This window comes from Paenibacillus sp. FSL H7-0714, assembly GCF_038003765.1.
Classification (GTDB): domain Bacteria; phylum Bacillota; class Bacilli; order Paenibacillales; family Paenibacillaceae; genus Paenibacillus_AQ.
Window position 1 is genome coordinate 6,308,699 of the sequence record NZ_JBBOPT010000001.1, and the last position, 23,021, is coordinate 6,331,719.

The following is a 23,021-nucleotide window of genomic DNA, read 5'->3' on the forward strand; positions in this document are numbered from 1 at the left end:
ATCCGCCTCTGTAAAATAAAAAGAACCTCACCTCCAAGACTTATGGTCTTGGGGACGAAATTCTCGCGGTACCACCCCAGGTTCATTAATATGTCGCCATATTAATCTCATCAAGTACGGCAATGCAGCTTACGCAGCGCTTATACTCTAGCTCTATAACAGGAGCTCCCGTCATACCATCCCCGTCGATCGGTTCCGATATGCCGCTCAGAGGCTTGTTTCGATAAAATCTCCCTTACCCTGTTCTCATCATTCAGGGCTCTCTGTGAAGGAATGATTTTATTTACTCTTCTCGTCATCGCGTTTAATTATTTTGTATAGGATACCAAATAGATGGTCCTGTGTAAATGGTGCTGTACTTCTGTCTTCTTACGATTTAATCCTCGCTCAGTGCCGTTATTAGTTCCAACACTACTTCATTATCCGGCTCTACAGCAAAAGCTCTACGCGCGTAATCCAGTGCAGCCCCTTCAGCTCCAAGCTCATAATTACAAATCGCCATACTATAAAGCACCGAGGCTAATGGTTCTTCCGAATTGACATGCATAGACCGCTCTAAGTAGGCTAACGCCTCCTCGAACTTATCCATTTCATACAGCAGTAACCCGGCATCCAGTGATAGGTCATAGCTCTGTACCATCGGATAGTAACCTGTCCACATTAATCGTATCCCCTGCTGAAGATCCAGCATTTCTTCATCACTTGCAGTGGGTAATAGCTCAGAAATCCGTTCAGCACTGTGGATAAACCATTCCGCATCGTACCCGCCTAATCGCCAAAAGACCAAAATTTGCTGTATCTCCATAGCGTCTAATTGATGGTCGCCCCATTCCTTCATACTGAAGAAATCATCCGGACCAAAACGCTCTACAAACCGTTTGTAGCCCAGCCGAGTGTTCGTATAGCTCATCGGCGCGTCCAGCATAAGAATACATCCGATGTTCAAGTTTTTATAGTGATGTGTGGTAAATAAGGATTGAGCCCCTTTTTGCTCCAACACATGCTGAATCGCATGATAGTTCGCCGTTAAGGAGAAGCTTCCGTGATGAATAAGCTCAGGTGGCTCGGCAAATTCCCAATTCTCGATACGGTGATCTCCCTTATCTGCTGTTAGTAGTACGAAACCTTCTTTAGACAACCTAGCAAGCCGCTCCAGACATGTAAGCCCCACCACCGGAAACAGGATATGGGAATCCTCCAGCTTTTGCTGATAAAGCGCTATAACGTCATGATAGGTATAGGTCTCCGCTTCGTAATTAGCCGCACGGCGATAATGATACTGAGGAATGATTTTGCCGAGTACATCTGAGGGGTTGTCCGAATCTGCATCCGCTGAATACTGAATCGACACCTCACATTCAAATATTTTACCTTCATCCACATAAATTAATTCCTGCGGGATACTGTCAAAAAAATAATTCGCCACAAGCAGCAGCGGCTGCTGTAAATCCCCAGGTTTGATGCTGAGCTCAGCACGCACTAAATACAGTTCAGTATCCTGTACAGCATCAAATCGTGCGAAATCCAGTATACCCTGCTCTACGAATGGAAGTAAGCTTGGGTGCTGCTGCCAGCTGGTTATATTTTTAACGGGTAAATCACTCATCACATAACGAAAAGGAGGAAGTGGAGTCCCCGCATAATCTATGATTTCGCATAGCTTCTTAAGGATATGGAACGCTAACCGACCCGCCCCAGCTCCCAATTCCAGTATAGTGACTGTTTCAGAGAGATGTCCTTGTCCAGCCCGATCTTGCAGAAATCCGAAGATCATTTCCGCATATGCTGTCGCAATCATAGGATTACTCGTAATATACTGCGGAACCTGATCATTATTCCAAGCCTTTAATCCCTGTTCTTCATAATAAGCCCGCTGCAATTCCCAAATGGGTGCTTCACTGAAGCGATAGTGCTGCCCTTCGTTACCTGTCATCTATTTCTTAACCTGCTCTCTGTATATCTTGTTAGAACACCTATGATACTTATCCCGCTCTCAATGTACGTGATCTGAAAATGACGTATTCAGCCTCTGTAGGAATGGAAACGGAAAATGATAATAATGCCGCCTTGGAGGTTAAAGAGTCAGGTCCTTTTAACGTTTGGTAGTAAGAGTTCCCTTTACTGTCCACACTCACCAGCTCCAGTTCCGCATTACCTTTAGGGATAACAAAACCAGAGGTATTTTGCACGCCTAAGGTTAGTCTGTATTCTTTCCCAGATTGAGTCTGTGTTAGCTTAAACGGATATAAAGGATATGGATGTGCTGTTGTTTCCACTGGGTAAGGGGCAAGCGCTCGATCCGCCTCAGGCTTTGCCCATTCCTCCCCTTTTCTGGCGCCAATGCCAAGGGTTAATTTATTCACGTTATTGAACTGAGTTTCCCAGCGAAATGTCTTTAACCCCTCTAGAATAGGGGATGCTGGAACAAACAGGATTCCGTCCTTGATCTCTGGGGCGATCCCTAATGAATCTTCTGTCTCCCCATTAAATTCTGCCTCTAGCTGCCCTGCTTTAATCTTCCCTACAGAGCGATCCAGTAGTGAAACCGTAACGCTGTTCGTTAATGCGTCATAGAGCAAATCTGCACCAATCGCACTCGAGAAAGCCCGAATCGGCACCATTAATTTACCTGATTTAAAATAAGGAGCGAGTTTACCTGGAAAAAGGACGTAATACCCCCCATATGACAGTGGCATTACCTGAGTCCCTAACTGAACAGCCGCCGACACCGATGTAGGTGTAACCGCGGAACCCGCGGCGAACATAATCACTAATAGACCTATGACATAAGCTCTTATTTTCCCTAATCGTTGTAAGGACTCCTTAATATGATTCATCTCAAACCCCTCTCCCTCTCTACTCCGTCTGGAACCTTAACCTCTATAGGTTAATAATCTATGATCCCCTTGCGCATGTCAACTTGTTCCACTTTTGCTATTCATCATAAAAGACAGCATTCCGCATATATTTTCATTGAGTTATTTAGAATCATGAAAGGAGTGCGATGGATGACTGCAGATGGACAGGATTCGCCAAGAAAGACAAATATCCCTCAGCCCATTCGAAGCGATGTCGCAGGGGGATTAGATAAAGGACCACGTGATATAATGCGGGATTTGGAGAATCCCGACATGTTTGTCCCTCCCGTGACCGATGCCGGTCTCGTCCCCAATTTAAAATTCTCTTTCTCCGATGCACATATGCAGCTTAATCATGGTGGCTGGTCGAGAGAGGTGACGGTCAGAGACCTCCCCATCGCCACTACACTAGCTGGCGTCAACATGAGCCTAACCCCCGGTGGAGTTCGTGAACTCCACTGGCATCAGCAAGCGGAATGGTCTTATATGCTGCTAGGTCGAGCTCGAATTACTGCCGTAGATCAAAATGGTCGAAACTTCATAGCAGATGTGGGGCCAGGTGATCTATGGTATTTTCCGCCAGGTATTCCCCACTCTATACAAGGTCTTGAAGAAGGCTGTGAGTTTCTGCTTGTATTCGACGATGGAAGTTTCTCTGATCTAAACACCTTGTCCATTTCCGATTGGTTTGCCCATACTCCTAAAGAAGTTCTTTCGGCTAACTTTGGGGTGCCTGCCGCTGCATTTGACTCTATTCCCACCGAACAGGTCTATATTTATCAGGATCAGGTTCCGGGTTCATTGCAAAGTCAAAAGGTAGAATCTCCATACGGAGAGATCCCACAAACCTTTAAACATTCCTTATTGGCTCAACCTCCGCTGAAAACTCCCGGCGGGAGCGTCAGAATAGTCGATTCCAGTAACTTTCCCATCTCCAAAACCGTAGCTGCCGCATTGGTAGAAATTGAACCCGGAGGGATGAGAGAGCTGCACTGGCATCCAAATAACGATGAATGGCAGTATTATCTTACCGGAAAAGGACGCATGACCGTATTCGCTGGAAATGGTGTAGCACGCACCTTCAACTACAGAGCGGGCGATGTAGGATATGTTCCTTTTGCGTTTGGACATTATATTCAGAATACAGGCGACGACTCCTTATGGTTCCTTGAAATGTTCAAAAGCGATCGTTTTGCCGACGTTTCTCTGAATCAATGGATGGCTCTCACTCCCCATGAATTGGTTCAAAGTAACCTGAACGTTGGACCAGAGGTAATGAACGCCTTAAGGAAAGTGAAATGGCCCGTTGTGAAATATCCTAAGACAAGCAAAAACGCCTCCGACGTCCCTAAAGGACGGTAAGCGTTTTTGCGAGAAATATAAGGATAAGGTGTAGTGTGAAACTTATACTTTCTTATATTTTTAAAAGAATAGGATGCTTCACCTGGTAACTATTCGCCGGTCTCCGCAAATCGTTTGATTCTTACCTCAATCTGGTCACGCACACGCTGGAACACTGCCCACTTCTCTTCATCGGTCCCTTGCGCTTTTGCCGGATCATCGAAGCCCCAGTGTTCTCGTTTGACCTTCGGAGGTGTCATTGGACATTTATCCGCAGCGTCCCCACATAACGTAATGACTAAGTCAGCATTATTCAACAGATTAGAATCAATCATATCCGAGGTCTGTCCGGTGATATCTATGCCTACTTCGCTCATGGCTTGTACAGCTTTTGGATTTAGACCATGGGCTTCAATTCCAGCGCTGTACACGTCCCATTCTCCCCCTAAATATTGCTTTGCCCAGCCCTCAGCCATCTGACTCCGGCAAGAGTTTCCTGTACATAAAAAATAAATCGTTTTCTTGTTCATCCTGATCTTCCCCTTTTCAAATTAAGTAATCAACAACCACAGATAAAGACCTAAAAGTGTAATAAACAACGTTGGGATAGTTAATATAATACCCGTCTTAAAATACGTTCCCCAGGATATCTTCACACCTTTGGCCGAAAGCACATGGAGCCACAGCAGCGTTGCTAGTGAGCCAATCGGGGTGATTTTTGGCCCTAAGTCTGAACCTATAACATTCCCATATATTAATGCCTCTTTAATAACTCCGGTTGTATGCGTTGCATCAATTGCGAGTGCGTCAATCATTACAGTAGGCAGATTATTCATCAATGATGAGATCAATGCAGCAATAAACCCCATACCCATAGTTGCAGCGAATAGACCCTGATCAGCAATCATTCCTATCGCCTTAGCGAGTAGATCAGTTAGACCCGCATTCCGAAGTCCATATACCACGACATACATTCCAATGGAGAAGAACACAATCGCCCAAGGTGCTCCTGTAAGCACTTCTTTCACCTTGACGGAAGGACTTCTTCTCGCGAGGAGCATGAACAAAATTGCAATGATTCCCACAACCACTGATACCGGTATCTTCAAGAATCCACTAACGAAATACCCTATTAAAAGAATAGCCAGTACAATCCATGATAATCGGAACATCTTCTTATCTTTAATAGCCTCTTGCGGATCTTTTAGTTCGGAATCATTAAATCGCTTCGGAATACTTTTGCGAAAAAAGAAATAAAGCACCACGATACTCGCTATCAATGAGAATAGCGTAGGTACAATCATTTTCCCCGCATACTCCATAAAGGTAATTCCAAAAAAGTCAGCCGATACGATATTCACAAGATTGCTAACCACAAGCGGCAATGAGGTGGTGTCCGCAATAAAGCCGCTAGCAATAATGAATGGAAATACTTTTTTCTCATCAAAATTCAGCGCTCTTACCATAGCAAGTACAATAGGGGTAAGTATTAGCGCCGCTCCATCATTTGCAAAAAAGGCAGAAACCAACGCACCAAGAACGATGACATAGACAAACATTCGTGTTCCGTTCCCCCGTGCTGCTCGCGCCATATGTAACGCTGCCCATTCAAAAAATCCAATACTGTCTAAAATTAAGGAAATTAAGATAATTGCAACAAACGCCAACGTCGCATTCCAAACCATTTGTGTTACATCCAGAACATCATTAAAGCTAACTACCCCAGCTAGTAAAGCAATGATCGCTCCGCCGCAGGCTGACCATCCAATCGATAAATTTCGAGGCTGCCAGATTACAAAAATTAAAGTTACCATAAAAATAAGTATGGCTAGAATGACCACTTTCTCAACACTCCTATAATCTACGAATAAATCCTAATAAATCCTATATCACCATATAACTATATAGTTATATATACTTTAAAAAACTACAACTATATTTTAGTCGCAGCACGGTGCTTTAACTTCTTTATTCAAACTAGCCAATATCGCGGCTGAGCTGGGCATTTGTTGAAGAACAGCCTTAAGATGTGGTTTATCCTCGACATTTAATGAATAATGCACCCACTGCCCTCGTTTGCTTTCTTTCACGATCCCTCGATTCTTCAATTTCCGTAAATGCTGACTAATCGCCGGCTGGGATATATCAAAAATATCAAGGAATTCACACACGCACCATTCCCGTTCTTTCAAAAGTGAAAGCATGGCCAGTCGCGTCTTATCTCCTAAGAGCTTCAAATCATCTGCAATATCCGTCAGTGACTGCATCCCTACTTCTCCTCCTTCCAACACTTATATAAGCGAATACTTATATTGTAATGAACTAGACATTTAGAAGCAAGACTTTATTTTAGCGCACTTCCTTATCCCATTCTTGCTCCAATACACTAAACACTAAAGAATCTCGCCAGCCATCTTTTATGAGTAAAGCATCTCTTAATCTGCCTTCATAGGTCATGCCAATCTTGGTGAGCACCTTGGATGATCCACTATTTCGAGGGTCACAGGTCGCGTATATTCGATGTAGATGCAGTTCTTCAAAACCAAACTTCAACATTAGTCCGGCTGCTGCTGTAGCGACTCCCTGTCCCCAGACATCAGGATGGACAATATAGCCGATTTCACCGCTTCTGTCCGTATGGCTTCTAATATTTAATTCAACCATGCCGATCAAATTTTCAGTTCCTACTGCAACTATGGCTTGCGCGAACCGAGTTCTGGGAACTTTTTGAGAGTCATCTAGTGCCTGGCTCACAAATGAACGAGTTTGATCAGCAGTATTTGGACCCCAGGCTTGAAAACGGCACACACGATCCTGTGAACAATACGAATGAACATCTTTCCAGTCCGTATGCTTCAATTCGCGTAAATAGATAGGATTTAGATCTTGCATCATCATCCCCCTCAAAGTTTGCCTTTAGCTTTAGCCCATTAACTATTCATGTGGTTTAGGTTCTAGGAATCGTTACAACAAACTGGGTTCCTTCTCCAACTTTACTCTCCACATCAATATTACAATCATGTATTTTCAGAATCTTCATCACAATGGAAAGTCCAAGTCCATTCCCTTTAAGAGCGCTGCTACGCGCTTTCTCCACCATATAAAATCGATCAAAGATAAGCGGAAGTGCTTCCTCAGGAATGCCTTTACCAGAATCTTTAATATATACCTTCACAAATTGCGCGTTCATCTCAATTTCAACATGAATGGTACCGTCTTGCCCCGTATATTTTATAGCATTATTTATTAAGTTCTGCCAGACCTGATCAAATAAATCTTTATCCACCGTGATCTCGCAAGGCAATAAATCCAATTCAATCATAATATCTTTCCGTGCCCACTGTGGTTCCGCTAATACGATTGTTCTTCTTAATTGTTCGTCTAATTGGAATGTGGTGGGATTAACCGGATGGTGTTCCGAATCGAGTGAGGCTAATCGGAGCAGATTATCACTAAGCCTAGATAGGCGTAAGGTTTCCTCATAGATAATATCCAGATGCTCTTTTTGCTCTTCTAATGGAATGACACCGTCTTGCAGCGCTCTTGTAAATCCTCTAATCGATGTAAGCGGTGACTGCATTTCATGAGAAACATTGCTGACAAAATCATCACGAACTGAGTCCATTTTCTGCAGCTCACTTGCCATACGATTAAAGCTCTCCATCAGTTCACCAAATTCATCTTTATTACGATAAGTCAATCGGACAGATAAATTGCCTGACGCCATTTCCTTCGCTGCAACAGTTAGCTTCTTAATAGGCTTCACAATATACCTGGACATGAACAAGATAAGCAAGCTTCCGATGATTAGTACAGCTAATAGTGTAAACAGAAGCGTAATTCTCAAGCCTCTTACAGTCGATGAAAAATCAATCTTAATAATGAAAGCACCTTTTCCATCATCTATCTTAGGAACCCCTACGATAGCAAGTCCACCCCTACCCGATAGAAAGACCGCATCGGTTGTGTTGGAATTGAATAAGATAGCAACTTTCTCCTTGTCTAAAGAAAAAACAGATTCACTTGGCTCATTAACAACCGCTATATCTATACCAAATCGATTAAGCAGATCTGCAAATGCGTTTACTTTTTCCGGATCATCTATTAGATTTGTCACCTTTGCTATATCTTTAGCAATATTAATAAACATATGGTTTGGGGTATTATTTTTTTCTGAAAACTGCATAAAAAGAAAAAAGGAAATAATTAAACTGACTAAAACAATACCAATGAACGTAACGACGATGCGAAGACGCAGACTTTTTCTCACCATCTAGACTAGCTCCAGACGATATCCAAGTCCTCTTACCGTAGAAATAATGAACTGTGGGATGGGTTCAAGACGTTCTCTCAAGCGTTTGATATGCACATCAACCGTCCGCTCATCGCCTTCATAATCCATTCCCCATATATTCTCTATTAGCTGAGTACGGGTGAATATTTGCCTTGGCGAACCCGCCAAAGCAAACAGCAATTCACATTCCTTCTTTTTCAATTCAACCATTTGATCGGCATTAGCGACTGTTAAATTCCCTAGATCAATCGTCACTCCCCCTAATTGAATAACATTCGAAGGGGTTACATGATATCTCTTTAATAAAGATTTCACACGCAGTACCAATTCAATGGGATCAAACGGCTTTACTAAATAATCGTCTGACCCCGCATTAAATCCTCTGACTTTATCCTTAGACTCTCCTTTGGCTGTAACCATTAGGATCGGCATATCAATATAAGATCGAATATCTTCTGTCAGTTCAATACCATCGATATGAGGCATCATCACATCCACAATCGCTAAATTAATTTTTGTATGAGCTAGAATGTCTAATGCTATTTGACCATCTTCCGCTTCCACTACGGAAAACTGATCTTTTTCAAGATATAATCGTATTAATTTGCGGATATGGGAATCATCATCAACCACTAGAATTGTGCTCATACATCAATTTCCTTTCCAACATTGTATTTATTCGTATCGCAGAGATTCCATTGGATCGAGCTTGGCAGCCTTCGATGAAGGCATCAAACCAGCGACAATACTAATCCCTGTACTTACAACTAATCCGAATACGATATAAGATCCAGATAAGTTAATAAGCTTTACGCCAAAAGCATTTTCCAGAAGTATATTTAAACCAAAGCTAATAATAGCTGCAAAGATTATTGCGAAGACACCACTAAATATACCCAATAATGCGGATTCGGAAAAGAATATTCGCTTGATATCTTTCTTTCTTGCTCCAATCGCACGAAGGATCCCAATTTCTTTCGTCCGTTCCACTACACTAATGTAAAGTACAACCAATATCATAATCCCTGATACGATGAGCGAAATCCCTGCAATACCAGATAGAACGATCGTAGCCATATCCACATAAGTCGTGATACGCTCCATGACTTTTGCCGTTTGGGAGCCCGAGAAGCCCGCATCAACAGCCGCTTTATTAATATCATTCACATATTTCATATCCGTTGCAAAAGCATTAACCTGAATCGGGCCAATGGTAATCCCTTTATCAGTATACATTTGCTCCAGTGTCTGTGTTGGAATATATCCTGTTGGTGACATTTGCGCTCTTGGATCAGTGGCTTCATAAACACCAGAGACCTTGATTTCTTTTTCCAACGTTATCGGTTTATGTTGAGCATCCATTTCATTAATATACAGATGAATAGACTTCCCTACCATAGCATTCGGTTGGTCATTTCCACTTAATTGACTCGCTATTTTCGTTGGTAATAATACTTCATTTTCTTTCGGTAAAGCCCCTGCTTTAATCGTCGCTTTATCAAATGTATCGTTTAAGGTGGTTAATTGTGTGAGACTACCCGTTTGTTCTCCAAAAACCGTAGTAGACTTACCTGTAATCGTTGTTATAGTCTCCACATGATCTACATTTGGGAGGTTACGAATCGTTTCAACATCGGCCTTTGTAAACGAAACACCCGGTAACATCATCGCTTCTGGGCCTTTCATGTCTTTGGCTTCTGGATTTGGCTTAGTGATATCTACCAGCAAAGGGTCCATACTTGAATTAATTTCATTATTAATATAGCTAGTGATCCCATTTCCTAAGGAGAGCATCAAGAGTACACTTAAAATACCTATCGATCCACCCAAAGCTACCAATACATTACGTTTGGCATTAAGCTTCATATTTTGAAGGGCCATTTTGAAAGAAGCCATTAAGCTGAGGTTTCTGGCCGAACCATCTCCCCCATCGTAGGTAGCCATGGAACGTTCCTTCAAATGAATATCGTCTTTCACCAATCCCTCTTCAAGCTTAACGATACGGCTACCGTAATCAGCTACTTTCTGCGAGTGGGTCACGGTAATGACCAAGATTCCTCTTTTCGCTATGCTGTCCAACAAAACTAAGATTTGATCACCTGTATCCTTATCCAGCGCACCCGTAGGTTCATCTGCCAGTATAATATCTGGATTGTTCGACAATGCGCGTGCAATGGATACCCGTTGCTTCTGTCCACCGGACAGTTGATTTGGACGTTTTTTCAGATGATCCTTTAATCCTACCTCAGTCAAAATTTCTATAGCACGCTTATTACGTTCTTTCTCGCTTGTATTCGTCATCTGCATCGCAACCGTAACATTTTCCAAGACTGATAAGTGTGGAATCAGATTGAAGTTTTGAAATACGAAGCCAATGTTGTTTTTGCGATAGTCATCCATTTCCTTTTCGGTCATCTTGCTTAGGTTCTTCCCGCGAACAAGGACATCGCCCTCATAATCAGAGTCCATTCCACCAATGATATTCATTAGTGTGGACTTACCGCAACCAGATTCACCGAGGATGGAGACAAATTCACCTGTCTCAAAGCTTAAGTTCACATCATGGAGTACTGGAACCTTTTCCTTACCATACAAAGTATACGATTTTTTAACATTCTTAACCTCTAATATGTTCATTCCGATCTCTTCCTCTCCTGGGTCACGCTCTTTTTCTCTGCCTTTGATGTTTCCAATCCTAACAAATTTGTGTGAACTGATAATGAACTGGAATCCCTCCTCATCTTGAGACAATACATTTAAGGAGGAAGTGGTAACTACGGGGAACTTTTGGACTTCCGGCCGCTGTTGTCTCCAAATTCCCTGAATTGTACCGCTGTTAGCGGATGAAATTCGGAGACAAAGGCGGTCGCTACCGCTCCTACAGTTCCAAATTGCCCCTTCGTAACTCTCCTCCGTTTATTTTTAGGTCAAGTCATAGAAAAAGGCGAATTCTCACTCAGCATGGAGTCGAATTCACCTTTTTCTGTTAGGTACATTTTATAAAGATTTAGTGAGTCATATAATAGGCAATTCGCCCAACTTCTTTACCTGTGTAATAGACGATATCAAAGATTAGCACTGCTAAGATAAATTTCGAGAGCAACGGATACTTGTTAAATAAAGGCTTAATACTCTTCTCTATGAACTCCATTTATGCTCCCCTTTCTTTAAGCTAGCGCTCTTTTTCGTATCAATCTAATTTGGCCTCTGTGATTAATTTCATCTTCGAATACATGAAACCACATGAAATAGTAGTTCGCCTGTTTGTTATGCCAGAATTCCTCTTCTGTATATAACCAGTCATCATCAACGGTTGCGAACAATGCATACGTTCTTTCTCTTACTTCATTTAAACGGTCTAAATAATAGTTAAGATCATTCCCTTTAATCATCGCTCGCCCTTCGTCTCCTAAGCTTAACGCTGGCCCCCATATTGTTAATTCTTCCTCAGACAAATCTCTTCCCTCAAACGTTGCCACTTGATACGCATATTCTACCGCAGCGTAATGTAATAATAATGATCCAATAGAGTTACTCTCTGAATCCAATAAATAGTCTAGTTGGTCTACACTTAAGTCCTTAACAGCCTCTAATGTTGTGTGTCTTGCGTAGTTCATCATGGATAAAAGACGACTAATTTGTGGTGAATAACCGGGGATATCTGTAATCAAATATATTTTGTCCATGTCGATCATTATGAGATCTCTCCTTCATATCTTCGAATTTGTAAATTTACAAGACTATGTATTTGTCCAGCTCAAAATTGCTCCGTTCTAACAAGTCCCAGCCGTTTTCCCTCTACGATAGCTTCTGATCTCGAATGCACACTCAGCTTCTCGAAGATTCTCGTCAGATTATACTCCACTGTCCTTTGTGACATTAAGAGCTTGCTGGCTATGTCTTTGTTACTTTTTCCACTGGCAACTTCCTGGAGTATTTCTTGTTCCTTTTGATTAATAGATACTTCTTCAATGAGCTGATTATCTCGGTTATTGGATATCTTGATATCACTTCTGCGCAGCTGCTTGAGTAAAGAAACTGGAATGACAGCCTCATTTCTTAGTGCGCAACGAATGGTATTTAACAGTTGTTCTCTGGAAGCTGTCTTAGAGATAAATCCTGTAACCCCTGACTCCATCAACAGGTTATAATGCGCACTGATTTCATATCCGGTATAAATCACCACTTTAGATTCAGGATCACGCTGAACGGCTCTTTTGGTGAATTCGAGTCCGCTAATTGTAGGCATATTAAGATCGCATAATATCACATCAAATCCTTGCTGCTCCAGCATATCGAAAGCTTCCATCGCTGACAAAACAAAGGTTACCTCCATATCAGCATCCTGCTCAATCATATTCTTGGTTCCTTCTCCAACTGAAGGATGATCATCAACCAACAAGATACGTATCATCGTCATCGCCTCCTCTATTTTTCTTCTCCACAAAAGTCGTTGTCGGTAAATAAATAATAACCTCCAACCCTTTACCCTTCTCCGAGTTAAACGTACATTTTCCTTCTAAACTCGCTACACGCTCTTTGATGCCAGACAAGCCCATATGCTGATATGATGATCCCCACAAAATGAATGATAAGAAAGCAAAAACTGCAAAGTAGCCCTGATATGAAAAAATAACGGGTTTCACTCTCATTTGAATCTCCCGGAAGAACAAAATTATACATATTTGTAATTCGAGCCATGTATTCTCTACCATTTTAAATGATTTCAATAGGGAATAATATACTTTTATGCATGATATTCCTTCATCTATAAACAACGCGTGCACCCCATCACCTCCTTGTCTGGCATAAAATTCAAACTACCTTCTCATACTATGGGGAGAATATGGAGGTGAATGTCATGCCAAAAAATAACGCCAGTCCCAAAGGTGAACCAGGCAAACATCAACCAAGTAAGAAAAACAATGCACAGAATAACAATAACTTTAATGAAGCGGCTCAGATGGTAAACATCGATAAAGCTGCCGATTATGTTCCCAGCTTAAACGGTGTTTCCAAAACCGACGTCTAAACCGCACTGTTAAACAAAAAAACACTCCTCAGAATATTCTGAAGGAGTGTTTCATTTCAAAGATTATATGCGATACGTTAAGCCTACTACACCGTTACTGTAAGCTTTTGAGTCCACAAGATGAAGTGGGACTTGATTCGTGATCTCGTCAAAAAGACGCATTCCAGAGCCAATGACTACGGGACAGATATTAAGCCTAAGCTCATCTAACAATCCATTTTGTAATAGGGATCTGACTAATCTCGGACTACCAGGGATCTGAATGTTCTTTCCAGGCCGTTGCTTTAGCTTCATTATCTCTTCGAAGAGCTTGCCCTTGATCAGGCTCGCAGGTTGCCATTCGAGCATGTCCTCCGTAATCGTACTGGAGACCAGATATTTGTCAGAATGGTTCAGGAATCTTGCCATGGGTAGATTGTCACTCTGATGCTGCCAGAACTGGGCTAACATCTTGTAAGTACGTGGTCCAAGCAGTACAGTATCCGCCTGTGCAACACCGGCAGCAATCGTCTCATTCATTTCATTGCTCCCCCACTTCTTAGGTGAGGCTTCAAGTGAGTCTACCACTCCATCCAGCGATATGAATAAACCTGCCACAATCTTTCTAGATGAATTTTCTGCATCTTGTTCATGATGATCTACAGGCACACTCATCGCTCCTTGTACCAGAAATGAATACATAACATTCGATCCGCAATATGAGGACATGCTTGATTATTTCAAGTTTTCTAACTCGACGGTCACTTTTTCAATCAGATTCACGAAGGAGGCCAGTTCTTGAGAGCCCTTCACCTGATCTCTAGAATACATGGAATTGTGTTCCGATTCTTTTTTCACCTTGGAAAGTGTGGAGTTGATATTATTCAGCTTCTCATCAATCGTTCCGATTGAATCTTTAGAGCGACGAGCTAACTTGCGTACTTCATTCGCGACGACTTCAAAGCCTCTACCGTACTCCCCTGCTCTTGCCGCTTCAATGGCTGCGTTTAAGCCCAAAAGATGTGTATGATCAGCAACCTCCCTAATCATTGTACCCACTTGATGAATAGACTCTACCTCTTTGTCAAGATATAACACAGTTTGATGTGTTTTCTCTTGATAATCAGCATTCTTACTAGCTAATTCCTCGATGGATTCACTGCTATCTTTCAGTTGAACCATTAAGGATACTAATTCTTGAACCGCAGAACTAACACCTGTAAGCAAGTGGTTTTGCTTTTCTAATAAATTTTCTATTTTTGCTTTTTCATCGACTTCGTAGGCTTCCAGAACCAACTGTGAATCCAGATTAAACATCTTGGTTAATGCATGAATGACAGGTTTCCAATCAGTCGGTAATATCCGTTCAAAATAAGCTGTAGCGAGATCCAAATATAATATGTAAGTGCCCAAATACCAATTTGTTGTCAGACCAATACGCGAGTGAATTTTACCTATAAGCAGTCGTCTTTCAATAAATGCTTCATCAATCACACCCGATGCCATGGATAAAAAATACCACTGCTGCGTTTCCTTCAATCGATCAAGCGTACTGTGCTGTTCAATGATGTGGAGTAGCTCAGGTTCCTCTATCATCTGCTTATACAATTCATCTACAAGGGAGCTTACGATTTGCTTGAATTCTTTTTCCTTACTTTTCAATACATTTAAATCAGCCTCAGTAATCCCAATATAGCTAACTTGCTGTTGTCGCTCTGAACTAAGATTGATCATAATTTGGTCAACTTCCCTCTCATTCTGTTTATATAATGATCATCGCATCTTCCATGCCATCCCCTATGGCATCTATTTATCTTGATAATAAAGGTATTATTTTTATAAATTTTAACACTTTATTTACTTAAATAGTTTATTAATTTTACAAACTTTGCATTTCGTAGCATTATTCTTAGATCACACTAAAAAGAGGAGCTCCTATAAAGGAAGCCCCTCTTAAAATTAAAACCTTATCCTACACAGCAACAACTTGTTGCAGCAATTCTATCGTCACCCGGTCAATGAACTTTCTGAATTTCTCTTTCCCTTTGGCGTTGGCCTTATAGTAGTTAATCAATGACAGAATCACTGGAATAAGTTGATCTTCACTTAGCCCTGATCTAAGGGATTGAGCGATTGAAGTCTTAAGCCCTTTTGGTTCTCCACCCACAAAAATCTCATAGGTATTACGCATTTTCACAACGCTAATGTCTTTCAACAGAGGCTCGCTGGTTCCGAGTGCACAGCCCGCATAACCAATCTTCAGTGGCATAGGTGTTTCAATCCCTGCGATGGACTGATTTAATTTCTGTGCAACTGCCAGACCTGCTTCCTCAGCCCCTTTACAAAAATTACAAGCAATCAGGCTTTTCGTGACAAAACCCGCTGAATATACTTCTAATCCTATACGCTCAAGTTGCTCCACAATCAATTCACGTTGTTCAAGAGGCACCTCCAAATAAAGCTGTTTAAAAGATGTCATTTCAATTTTTGCATTCGTTCCTAGAATTGCTCCTATTGTAGCAAGCTGCTCTGGTGTAAACAGGCTTCCCCCCACTTGAATTGGAGGTGCAACTGCGATTTTTGTGATCTCTCCCATATCCTTATCTCCGTCCTCATTCCTCTAGTGATTTAGTTACGGATCTTCACACGTTGCAGACGAAGTGCATTAAGAACAACGGAAACCGAACTGAGAGCCATTGCCGCACCCGCTACCCACGGAGCCAAGAAACCAAGTGCTGCAATCGGAATGCCAAGTGAGTTGTAGCCAAGTGCCCAGAATAGATTTTGTTTAATATTAGTCATTGTTTTACGACTCATGTAGATAGCGTCGGGAATACTGGATAGATCGCCTCGCATTAAAGTAACATCCGCAGCTTCCATAGCCACGTCCGTACCGGTACCAATGGCCATCCCAATATCTGCAGTTGCGAGAGCTGGAGCATCATTAATACCATCGCCAACCATGGCTACTATCTTGCCTTGCGCTTGTAATTTTTTCACTTCCTCCGCTTTTCCTTCTGGAAGCACTTCAGCGCGTACATGGTCAATGCCAACTTGAGCTGCGATCGCCTTTGCCGTACGTTCGTTATCTCCGGTAATCATGATGACCTGGATTCCCATTCCTTTCAAGCGACTGACAGCAGCCTGAGAGGTTTCTTTAATGGTGTCCGCAACAGCTACCATACCCACGTACCCTTTATTTATAGCCACAAGCATTGCTGTTTTACCGGATTCTTCTAAAGTAGACATGATGTTATAAGCATGACTTGCCTCTACACCGTATTTGTCCATGAGACGCCGAGTACCAATTAACAGCTCTTTGCCTTCCACGACAGCCTTGATTCCAAAACCCGGTATGGCTTCAAATGATTCTGTCCCTGGCAATTCAATATTTCTTTCCAAGATACCTGTGACAATAGCTTCTGCAAGTGGATGTTCTGAATTCTTCTCAGCTGCACCCACCAGTCTAAGAAATTCTGTCTCGTTGCCTTCAACCAAAATATCGGTAAGCTCAGGTTTGCCCTTTGTTACTGTACCTGTTTTATCCAAGATAATCGTATCAATTTTATGTGTTTGCTCTAAATGCTCCCCGCCTTTGAACAGGATTCCCAGTTCAGCTGCACGTCCGGAACCAGCCATAATGGAGGTTGGCGTAGCCAGACCCAAAGCACAAGGGCAAGCGATAACCAGAATGGCGATTGCTTTTTCCAAAGCTCCTGCAAAATCACCCGGTGTTACGATAAAGTACCACACTAAGAATGCAATAACGGCAATCCCAACAACGATTGGAACGAAGATACCGGAGATGACATCAGCGACCCGTTGAATCGGGGCTTTCGAGCCTTGCGCTTCTTCTACCACTTTGATGATCTGCGCAAGAGCAGTTTCCTTACCTACTTTTGTTGCCTTAATTCGAAGCATGCCGTTTTTATTAATCGTCGCTCCAATGACGGAATCTCCGGCTTTCTTTTCAACAGGGAGGCTTTCTCCGGTCAGCATGGATTCATCTACCGAAGAGATCCCTTCCAGAACTTCACCATCCACAGGTACTTTATTCCCTGGACGAACAAGTACTATATCACCAGTAATAACTTCCTCTACAGGAATGCTTAATTCTTCACCGTCGCGGACAACTAAAGCTGTCTTGGCCTGCAAGCCCATCAAGGATTTAATAGCTTCTGATGTCCGTCCTTTTGCCAAGGATTCGAACAATTTACCCATTAGAACCAGCGTAATCAATACTGCACTTGTTTCATAATACATTTCTGGTCCATGATGCGCGCTCCCACCATTGACAGCCCAAACGATTGTTAAGTACAGGCTGTAAAAAAACGCCGCCGAGGTCCCGAGTGAAACTAGAACATCCATGTTCGCACTGCCGTTACGTAGCGCTTTATAAGCACCGATGTAAAATTGTTTTCCGATATAAAATTGAACCGGCGTTGCCAAAATCAATTGGAACCATGGATTCATAAAAAGATCAGGCAGCCATATCCACGAAGTGAAGGAAAAGTGGCTCACCATCGCCCACAGCAGTGGAAACGATAGAATCGCGGAGATCAGCAGCTTACGCTTTTGCTTGGATAAATCTTGTTGTCGCTGTTCCGCTGGGTCACCTTGCTCTTGTTTGGGAACAGCCTTGTATCCAAGCTTCTCCACCCGCTTCTGCATGTCAGATACAGAAACTTCAACGGGATTATATTCGACATGTGCTGTTTCCATCGCAAAGTTCACACTGGCAGTGCTTACGCCAGGTAGCTTATTCAGAGTCTTCTCAATTTTCAATGCACAAGCAGCGCATGTCATACCTACAAGCTGTAAATCTACAGCTTCTTTAGCTGTGCTGTACCCAAGCTTCTGAATACTTGCTTCCATCTTACTAACGTCCACTATGTTCGGATCATAAGTCACTGTAGCCCTTTCCATTGCAAAGTTTACGTTGGCTTCACTTACACCTTCTAGTTTATTCAAGCCTTTTTCAATGCGGTTCGCACAAGCAGCACAAGTCATCCCTGTGATTTGTAATGAAGTTTGCGATTGTCCCGCCGCAGCAGTAGTCATTATATAAACACCTCTTCCACTTTTGTGATGATTTCCATTGTTTGCATCATCCTCTTCTTGATGTTAGTATACCCCCCTACCCTATATTATGTCAAGCGACAAGATATACTCTAAATACTTAAAAAGGAGTTTTCTCAGTAACAGAAATCCTGTTTCTGAGAAAACTCCTTCATGAATCCGTCCTCTCTGAAGAGAGTCCTACTGAGTTAAGCGGCCATTTCACGGCAGATTTTCGCACAGGCAAAACATGCTTCTGCACATTGCTGGCAATGATCATGGTCATGCTTTTTACATTCGTTGCCGCAGGCTTCACAAGCCTCTGCACAAGCTAAACATAAGGCCTTGGCATATTTACTGTTCATCGACAGGGCATGTGCAGTGAATCCGCATATTTCCGCACATTCACGATCCAGGCGAATGCACTCCTTCATCATTCCAACATGATCTTCCTCCAAGCAAGATGAGTAACAGTGATTACAAGCCACCATACATTTTAAACATTCTTCAATACACGCTTTGTAGTTTTGATGTGACATCATAATAACTCCTCTCAAGATGTAATTTAGTATAGTCCCCTACTCTATATATACCCAATCGTGAGCTAACTTATCATGCTCAGAGAAATTGTCCGAACTGAACATTAGACAAGCAGCTGTTTCTCAATTTCTTGACGATTGAACACAAATCCGAAGAATACCTGATTGTTAATGAAAATGGTAGGAACCAATCTTTTTCCAGTTCGATTAAATAACGTATCTGCATGGTCAGGATGATCTGCAATATTAAATTCAGTAAATGGAATATGATGCTCACTTAAGAACTTTTTAAAATTTCTGCAATCCTCACAAGTCGGTGTTGTAAATACCTCTACGTTCATATGGGTCGTCCTCCTTCAGTATATTTTCTAACAAAATTAGTATACCCCCCTATACTATACATGAATCTAAATAAAAAAGGATTCCAACGAATCCTTTCTATTATCAATTATTTAATTAATTTATTGATGGTAATTAATAACTCATCTAACACTTCATTTTCACCATCTTGAATTCGTTCTACGACACAGCTCTTCATATGATGTTCTAACAAAAGCTTTCCTACGCCGTTCAAAGCAGATTGGACCGAAGAGATTTGATGCAGCACATCATCACAATAGGTGTCCTTCTCAATTAATCCCTTTAGCCCTCTTACTTGTCCTTCAATTCTATTGAGTCGGCTAACCAGGTTCTTTTTAGTCTTCTCAGAGTGATGACTTTTTCGTTCACCCGTGCTACATGATTCGTGCTCGTGCGTATGATCTTCCATGCACCAATCACTCCTTTCCATATAGTTTTATTATACTATAGCCCCCCTAATCTATTCAAAATATAAAATATAATTAGACTTTCATCACTTCATGGGATATCACCGATGTCTCAATTTGAATAGTAGTATGCTGGATTTTGAAGCGTTCCGCTATTAACTGAATGGCTTGCTGCAAAATACGTTGATCATCTTCCTGATCTTTGATTAAGAGATGGCAGCTTAGTGAATCAAGACCCGAGGTAATTGTCCAAATATGAAGATCATGAACATTTATAACGCCCTCGATATTTTCTAGAACTGCCTTCACCTCAGTAGGATTCACTGTAATCGGTGTACCTTCCATAAGAACATGAACGGTATGTTTGATGATTCCCCAAGCACCTCTAAGAATTAATAGAGCAACTAGTACGCTTATAATCGGGTCAGCAATATACCAGCCAAAAATCATCATAACTAAACCTGCAATAATAGCTCCTACCGAGCCTAAAGCATCGCCAAGCACATGAAGATAAGCGCTGCGAAGGTTAATGTTATTCTTTACATCTCCTTTTCTCATAAGAGACCAAGCACTAGCAACATTGGCTAAAAGACCTATACATGCGATCAGCATCATAGAACCACTTGCAACCGTAGGCGGCTCGAAGAATCGGCCATAAGCTTCCACGATGATAAAACCAGCAACTACAAATAAGGTGACCCCGTTCAATAGTGCCGCTAGAATTTCAAACCGATGAAATCCATACGTTTTATTGGGAGATGCAGGTTTAGTTGCAAACCAGACCGCCACTAGACTTAATGCTAAGGAGCTTGCATCGTTTAGCATATGCCCACTGTCCGATAGCAGCGCTAAGCTGTTAGTGATCAGTCCGCCAAAAAACTCCAAAAACATAATTCCTACTGTAATTATTAATGCAATCATTAGTCCTTTTTTGTTTCCGCTAGGATCAAAATGATGATGACCGTGAGGCCCATGGGAATGATCATGTCCTGCATGGGAGTGATTGTGATCGCTGTGATCGTGATCGGAGTGTTGCCTGTCTACATGCTCAATCTGATGATTGTGGTTATTCTTCTTGTCCTTCATGATTTACCTCCTATTTACCTTCAGCAAGATAGTATTTGTATGCGCGCGCAGTGGTATTCAAAAGCTCCAGATCATAATAACATATGAACAAGTGCTCATATGTTATTATGATCTGGATTTTTCTTCTTGTCAATAACGAACCTAAGGGTATATCCTCTTTAGTCTTGAAAACACAAAAAAACACCTCTATACAATTTCTGTATAAAGATGTTTTAGTTTATCTTTCACTTCTTAATCTTAAAGAGAAATCGCTGCTTCTAATGCAACTTCCATCATGCTGTTGAAAGAATTTTGTCTTTCTTCTGCCGTGGTTACTGCATGAGTAACTAATGAATCTGAAATAGTAAGAATACATGCTGCTTGTTTACCTAATACTTTCGCATTATGGAACAATGCATAGCTCTCCATTTCTACACATACACAGCCATGTTCATTGTAAAATTCATTGTGGCCTGGCACGTTATCTTCATGATAGAATACATCGCTTGAATGAATTCTATCCGTCAAAAGTGGCTTGTTAATACGTTTAGCCGCTTCTTCAATGACTTCGTTCAATTCTTTACTTGGCAGCTGTACGTCTCCTTCTACACCACTTTGCACATAGGCGTATGTAGATTCACTCCACGCACTATCCGCCAGTACCACATCAAATAAATTCAATTTATCTGTGTAGGCACCTGCACTACCGATGCGAATGATGTTTTCCACACCATAATTTTTGTATAGTTCATAAGAATAAATACCGATACTTGGCATTCCCATTCCCGAACCCATTACTGACACTTCTTTACCTTTGTAAGTGCCTGTATATCCAAACATATTCCGTACCGTATTAAATTGGGTTGGGTTCTCCAAATAGGTTTCTGCGATATACTTCGCTCTTAACGGATCTCCTGGCATTAATACTGTTTTGGCGATTTCACCATTTTGTGCTGCATTGTGCGGCGTTGACATAATTTATTCCTCCTAAGTTTGTTACTCAACTACTATCTTACTATACCATCCATGAATTTAAATATACGTTTAAAATATTCTTTTGTTTCAACAAAAAAAGAACTGATTCTCTTGCTACAATTTATTCGCAAACTCGTTAAGCTTTTGGGACATTATTTTTATTTCCTCAATAAATGCAGAAGTATGCTGAACAGATGCAGCCTGTTCTTGTCCGATCGCCGCTATCTTCTCTATCGAATTAGCCATTTGGTTCGTAATCCCCTTAATCTGTAACATGGTTTCATTTATGTTTTGAGTTGAAGAAACGGTTTCCCGTGAAAATTTCCGAATTTCCTTAGCTACGACTTCAAACCCTCTTCCCTTCTCACCTGCATGAGCTGCTTCTATTGCTGCATTCAGCCCGAGTAAATTCGTTTGGTCAGCAACCTTTTTAATAATCGATAGGACCTCTGTAGTATTCTCCACATCTCTACCAGCTTGTTGGGATTGAATAAGTAGTTGCTGAGAGTAATCCGCAAGTGAATTGGATCCATACGAAATATTATTGATTTGCTCATTAGCTTGGGTCAGTGATTCTGAGATCTGTTCTACAATAGCCTTTAATTCACTTTGTCTACGAATCTGAACTGCAATCCCGCCAATGACCTGACCGTTTTTATCGTGAAGAGGTGTCGCTGTACCCGTAAACTCGAATCCATAAAAGTTGGCCGGAACATCGGACTTTAATGCTTGATTCTCTCGTATAGCTATGTAAAGCGGTTCTTCTTTGTTTAAAAGCTGTCCTTCGGTAATGTTTAAATTAATGGTATCGCCAGGAAAATAAGCAACAAACCGATCCAAATCACATATGGCTATGGATAAATCAGCCGGAATAGATAATTTTATTATAGGTATAATCGCGATAAATTTGTCTAAAGATTCAATATTATTAATCACAGAAATATAGTCTCCATTCCAGCAAAAGGTTTCTCCAACCGTGCTAAATTCTTAATTTTGTTTAATTCATATTTGAAATATGTATTCGAGATATTCTCATAAAATCCTCCAAAAAAGTTTACAAATCCCCTTTTTTCTCCCACATCATACGGATAACATCCAAAAAAGCCCCCACTT

Annotated in this window: 25 protein-coding genes and 1 other annotated feature; of the genes, 2 read left to right on the forward strand and 23 right to left on the reverse strand. The window is 41.5% G+C overall.

What is annotated here, in order from left to right:
• Positions 1-47: 47 nt before the first annotated feature.
• Positions 48-308: a binding site (T-box leader), on the reverse strand.
• 68 nt (positions 309-376) lie between these two features.
• Positions 377-1,933 (reverse strand): tetratricopeptide repeat protein, encoded by a 1,557-nt coding sequence (locus NST34_RS28300; RefSeq protein WP_341129207.1) that lies wholly within the window; start codon positions 1,931-1,933, stop codon positions 377-379.
• 49 nt (positions 1,934-1,982) lie between these two features.
• Positions 1,983-2,837: a copper amine oxidase N-terminal domain-containing protein gene (locus NST34_RS28305; RefSeq protein ID WP_341129208.1), complete on the reverse strand. Its 855-nt coding sequence runs from the start codon at positions 2,835-2,837 to the stop codon at positions 1,983-1,985.
• A gap of 171 nt (positions 2,838-3,008) precedes the next feature.
• On the opposite strand from NST34_RS28305, the gene NST34_RS28310 reads away from it, so the two are divergent.
• Entirely contained in the window at positions 3,009-4,220 is a 1,212-nt protein-coding gene (locus NST34_RS28310; RefSeq protein WP_341129209.1) for an oxalate decarboxylase family bicupin, read from the forward strand.
• An 89-nt stretch (positions 4,221-4,309) separates the two neighbouring features.
• Here NST34_RS28310 and arsC read toward each other — a convergent pair whose 3' ends face one another.
• The 11 genes from arsC to NST34_RS28365 all read right to left on the reverse strand — a co-directional run bounded on the left by arsC (position 4,310) and on the right by NST34_RS28365 (position 13,145).
• Positions 4,310-4,729 (reverse strand): arsenate reductase (thioredoxin), encoded by a 420-nt coding sequence (arsC, locus tag NST34_RS28315; RefSeq protein ID WP_076285522.1) that lies wholly within the window; start codon positions 4,727-4,729, stop codon positions 4,310-4,312.
• Between the two features lie 21 nt (positions 4,730-4,750).
• Positions 4,751-6,040, reverse strand: a complete 1,290-nt coding sequence (locus NST34_RS28320; protein WP_341059457.1) for an arsenic transporter — start codon at positions 6,038-6,040, stop codon at positions 4,751-4,753.
• 99 nt (positions 6,041-6,139) lie between these two features.
• Positions 6,140-6,466 (reverse strand): ArsR/SmtB family transcription factor, encoded by a 327-nt coding sequence (locus NST34_RS28325; RefSeq protein WP_042191975.1) that lies wholly within the window; start codon positions 6,464-6,466, stop codon positions 6,140-6,142.
• Positions 6,467-6,548: 82 nt separating this feature from the next.
• A complete protein-coding gene (locus NST34_RS28330; RefSeq protein ID WP_339798726.1) occupies positions 6,549-7,097 on the reverse strand; it encodes a GNAT family N-acetyltransferase in 549 nt (182 codons plus the stop codon).
• A gap of 49 nt (positions 7,098-7,146) precedes the next feature.
• Complete coding sequence (locus NST34_RS28335; RefSeq protein ID WP_081383082.1) at positions 7,147-8,472, reverse strand: sensor histidine kinase; 1,326 nt, start codon at positions 8,470-8,472, stop codon at positions 7,147-7,149.
• Positions 8,473-9,141, reverse strand: a complete 669-nt coding sequence (locus NST34_RS28340) for a response regulator transcription factor (protein ID WP_341129210.1) — start codon at positions 9,139-9,141, stop codon at positions 8,473-8,475.
• A 27-nt stretch (positions 9,142-9,168) separates the two neighbouring features.
• The gene (locus NST34_RS28345; protein ID WP_341129211.1) at positions 9,169-11,130 is read right to left on the reverse strand and encodes an ABC transporter ATP-binding protein/permease; all 1,962 of its coding nucleotides are present in this window, start codon (positions 11,128-11,130) and stop codon (positions 9,169-9,171) included.
• A gap of 370 nt (positions 11,131-11,500) precedes the next feature.
• The gene (locus NST34_RS28350; protein ID WP_179085821.1) at positions 11,501-11,644 is read right to left on the reverse strand and encodes a hypothetical protein; all 144 of its coding nucleotides are present in this window, start codon (positions 11,642-11,644) and stop codon (positions 11,501-11,503) included.
• A 16-nt stretch (positions 11,645-11,660) separates the two neighbouring features.
• Entirely contained in the window at positions 11,661-12,188 is a 528-nt protein-coding gene (locus tag NST34_RS28355; RefSeq protein WP_076300948.1) for a DinB family protein, read from the reverse strand.
• Positions 12,189-12,250: 62 nt separating this feature from the next.
• Positions 12,251-12,907 (reverse strand): response regulator transcription factor, encoded by a 657-nt coding sequence (locus tag NST34_RS28360; protein WP_076300947.1) that lies wholly within the window; start codon positions 12,905-12,907, stop codon positions 12,251-12,253.
• Positions 12,885-13,145 (reverse strand): hypothetical protein, encoded by a 261-nt coding sequence (locus NST34_RS28365; RefSeq protein ID WP_143759589.1) that lies wholly within the window; start codon positions 13,143-13,145, stop codon positions 12,885-12,887. Before NST34_RS28365 ends, NST34_RS28360 begins: the two co-directional genes overlap by 23 nt.
• Before the next feature lie 209 nt (positions 13,146-13,354).
• On the opposite strand from NST34_RS28365, the gene NST34_RS28370 reads away from it, so the two are divergent.
• On the forward strand, positions 13,355-13,525 hold the full coding sequence (locus tag NST34_RS28370) for a hypothetical protein (protein WP_156113190.1): 171 nt from the start codon (positions 13,355-13,357) through the stop codon (positions 13,523-13,525).
• Between the two features lie 63 nt (positions 13,526-13,588).
• On the opposite strand, the gene NST34_RS28375 is transcribed toward NST34_RS28370, so the two are convergent.
• The 10 genes from NST34_RS28375 to NST34_RS28420 form a co-directional block, all read right to left on the reverse strand.
• Positions 13,589-14,233 (reverse strand): dihydrofolate reductase family protein, encoded by a 645-nt coding sequence (locus tag NST34_RS28375; protein WP_341129212.1) that lies wholly within the window; start codon positions 14,231-14,233, stop codon positions 13,589-13,591.
• A gap of 6 nt (positions 14,234-14,239) precedes the next feature.
• Positions 14,240-15,238: a globin-coupled sensor protein gene (locus tag NST34_RS28380; RefSeq protein WP_042192005.1), complete on the reverse strand. Its 999-nt coding sequence runs from the start codon at positions 15,236-15,238 to the stop codon at positions 14,240-14,242.
• Positions 15,239-15,476: 238 nt separating this feature from the next.
• A complete protein-coding gene (locus NST34_RS28385) occupies positions 15,477-16,100 on the reverse strand; it encodes a nitrite reductase (RefSeq protein WP_076285530.1) in 624 nt (207 codons plus the stop codon).
• Positions 16,101-16,132: 32 nt separating this feature from the next.
• Positions 16,133-18,565 (reverse strand): heavy metal translocating P-type ATPase, encoded by a 2,433-nt coding sequence (locus NST34_RS28390; RefSeq protein WP_042192009.1) that lies wholly within the window; start codon positions 18,563-18,565, stop codon positions 16,133-16,135.
• A gap of 206 nt (positions 18,566-18,771) precedes the next feature.
• Positions 18,772-19,101, reverse strand: a complete 330-nt coding sequence (locus tag NST34_RS28395; protein WP_042192011.1) for a four-helix bundle copper-binding protein — start codon at positions 19,099-19,101, stop codon at positions 18,772-18,774.
• A 104-nt stretch (positions 19,102-19,205) separates the two neighbouring features.
• Positions 19,206-19,442 (reverse strand): glutaredoxin family protein, encoded by a 237-nt coding sequence (locus NST34_RS28400; protein WP_060625785.1) that lies wholly within the window; start codon positions 19,440-19,442, stop codon positions 19,206-19,208.
• 107 nt (positions 19,443-19,549) lie between these two features.
• Complete coding sequence (locus tag NST34_RS28405) at positions 19,550-19,870, reverse strand: metal-sensitive transcriptional regulator (protein ID WP_042131123.1); 321 nt, start codon at positions 19,868-19,870, stop codon at positions 19,550-19,552.
• 73 nt (positions 19,871-19,943) lie between these two features.
• Positions 19,944-20,954: a cation diffusion facilitator family transporter gene (locus tag NST34_RS28410; RefSeq protein WP_341129213.1), complete on the reverse strand. Its 1,011-nt coding sequence runs from the start codon at positions 20,952-20,954 to the stop codon at positions 19,944-19,946.
• A 237-nt stretch (positions 20,955-21,191) separates the two neighbouring features.
• Positions 21,192-21,908, reverse strand: coding sequence for a purine-nucleoside phosphorylase (gene deoD / locus NST34_RS28415; protein WP_076285531.1), 717 nt, complete (start codon positions 21,906-21,908; stop codon positions 21,192-21,194).
• A gap of 114 nt (positions 21,909-22,022) precedes the next feature.
• The gene (locus NST34_RS28420) at positions 22,023-22,844 is read right to left on the reverse strand and encodes a methyl-accepting chemotaxis protein (RefSeq protein WP_076285532.1); all 822 of its coding nucleotides are present in this window, start codon (positions 22,842-22,844) and stop codon (positions 22,023-22,025) included.
• Between the last annotated feature and the right edge of the window lie 177 nt (positions 22,845-23,021).

Excerpts from the sequence above, each read along its gene's own strand:
- deoD (WP_076285531.1), bottom strand. The coding sequence starts at position 21,908 with ATGTCAACGCCGCACAATGCAGCACAAAATGGTGAAATCGCCAAAACA.
- NST34_RS28395 (WP_042192011.1), bottom strand. The coding sequence starts at position 19,101 with ATGTCACATCAAAACTACAAAGCGTGTATTGAAGAATGTTTAAAATGT.
- NST34_RS28365 (WP_143759589.1), bottom strand. The coding sequence starts at position 13,145 with ATGAGAGTGAAACCCGTTATTTTTTCATATCAGGGCTACTTTGCAGTT.
- NST34_RS28300 (WP_341129207.1), bottom strand. The coding sequence starts at position 1,933 with ATGACAGGTAACGAAGGGCAGCACTATCGCTTCAGTGAAGCACCCATT.
- arsC (WP_076285522.1), bottom strand. The coding sequence starts at position 4,729 with ATGAACAAGAAAACGATTTATTTTTTATGTACAGGAAACTCTTGCCGG.
- NST34_RS28410 (WP_341129213.1), bottom strand. The coding sequence starts at position 20,954 with ATGAAGGACAAGAAGAATAACCACAATCATCAGATTGAGCATGTAGAC.
- NST34_RS28335 (WP_081383082.1), bottom strand. The coding sequence starts at position 8,472 with ATGGTGAGAAAAAGTCTGCGTCTTCGCATCGTCGTTACGTTCATTGGT.
- NST34_RS28385 (WP_076285530.1), bottom strand. The coding sequence starts at position 16,100 with ATGGGAGAGATCACAAAAATCGCAGTTGCACCTCCAATTCAAGTGGGG.
- NST34_RS28380 (WP_042192005.1), bottom strand. The coding sequence starts at position 15,238 with ATGATCAATCTTAGTTCAGAGCGACAACAGCAAGTTAGCTATATTGGG.
- NST34_RS28360 (WP_076300947.1), bottom strand. The coding sequence starts at position 12,907 with ATGATACGTATCTTGTTGGTTGATGATCATCCTTCAGTTGGAGAAGGA.
- NST34_RS28340 (WP_341129210.1), bottom strand. The coding sequence starts at position 9,141 with ATGAGCACAATTCTAGTGGTTGATGATGATTCCCATATCCGCAAATTA.
- NST34_RS28375 (WP_341129212.1), bottom strand. The coding sequence starts at position 14,233 with ATGTCCTCATATTGCGGATCGAATGTTATGTATTCATTTCTGGTACAA.
- NST34_RS28345 (WP_341129211.1), bottom strand. The coding sequence starts at position 11,130 with ATGAACATATTAGAGGTTAAGAATGTTAAAAAATCGTATACTTTGTAT.
- NST34_RS28355 (WP_076300948.1), bottom strand. The coding sequence starts at position 12,188 with ATGATCGACATGGACAAAATATATTTGATTACAGATATCCCCGGTTAT.
- NST34_RS28350 (WP_179085821.1), bottom strand. The coding sequence starts at position 11,644 with ATGGAGTTCATAGAGAAGAGTATTAAGCCTTTATTTAACAAGTATCCG.
- NST34_RS28400 (WP_060625785.1), bottom strand. The coding sequence starts at position 19,442 with ATGAACGTAGAGGTATTTACAACACCGACTTGTGAGGATTGCAGAAAT.
- NST34_RS28405 (WP_042131123.1), bottom strand. The coding sequence starts at position 19,870 with ATGGAAGATCATACGCACGAGCACGAATCATGTAGCACGGGTGAACGA.
- NST34_RS28330 (WP_339798726.1), bottom strand. The coding sequence starts at position 7,097 with ATGATGATGCAAGATCTAAATCCTATCTATTTACGCGAATTGAAGCAT.
- NST34_RS28390 (WP_042192009.1), bottom strand. The coding sequence starts at position 18,565 with ATGACTACTGCTGCGGCGGGACAATCGCAAACTTCATTACAAATCACA.
- NST34_RS28310 (WP_341129209.1), top strand. The coding sequence starts at position 3,009 with ATGACTGCAGATGGACAGGATTCGCCAAGAAAGACAAATATCCCTCAG.
- NST34_RS28325 (WP_042191975.1), bottom strand. The coding sequence starts at position 6,466 with ATGCAGTCACTGACGGATATTGCAGATGATTTGAAGCTCTTAGGAGAT.
- NST34_RS28370 (WP_156113190.1), top strand. The coding sequence starts at position 13,355 with ATGCCAAAAAATAACGCCAGTCCCAAAGGTGAACCAGGCAAACATCAA.
- NST34_RS28305 (WP_341129208.1), bottom strand. The coding sequence starts at position 2,837 with ATGAATCATATTAAGGAGTCCTTACAACGATTAGGGAAAATAAGAGCT.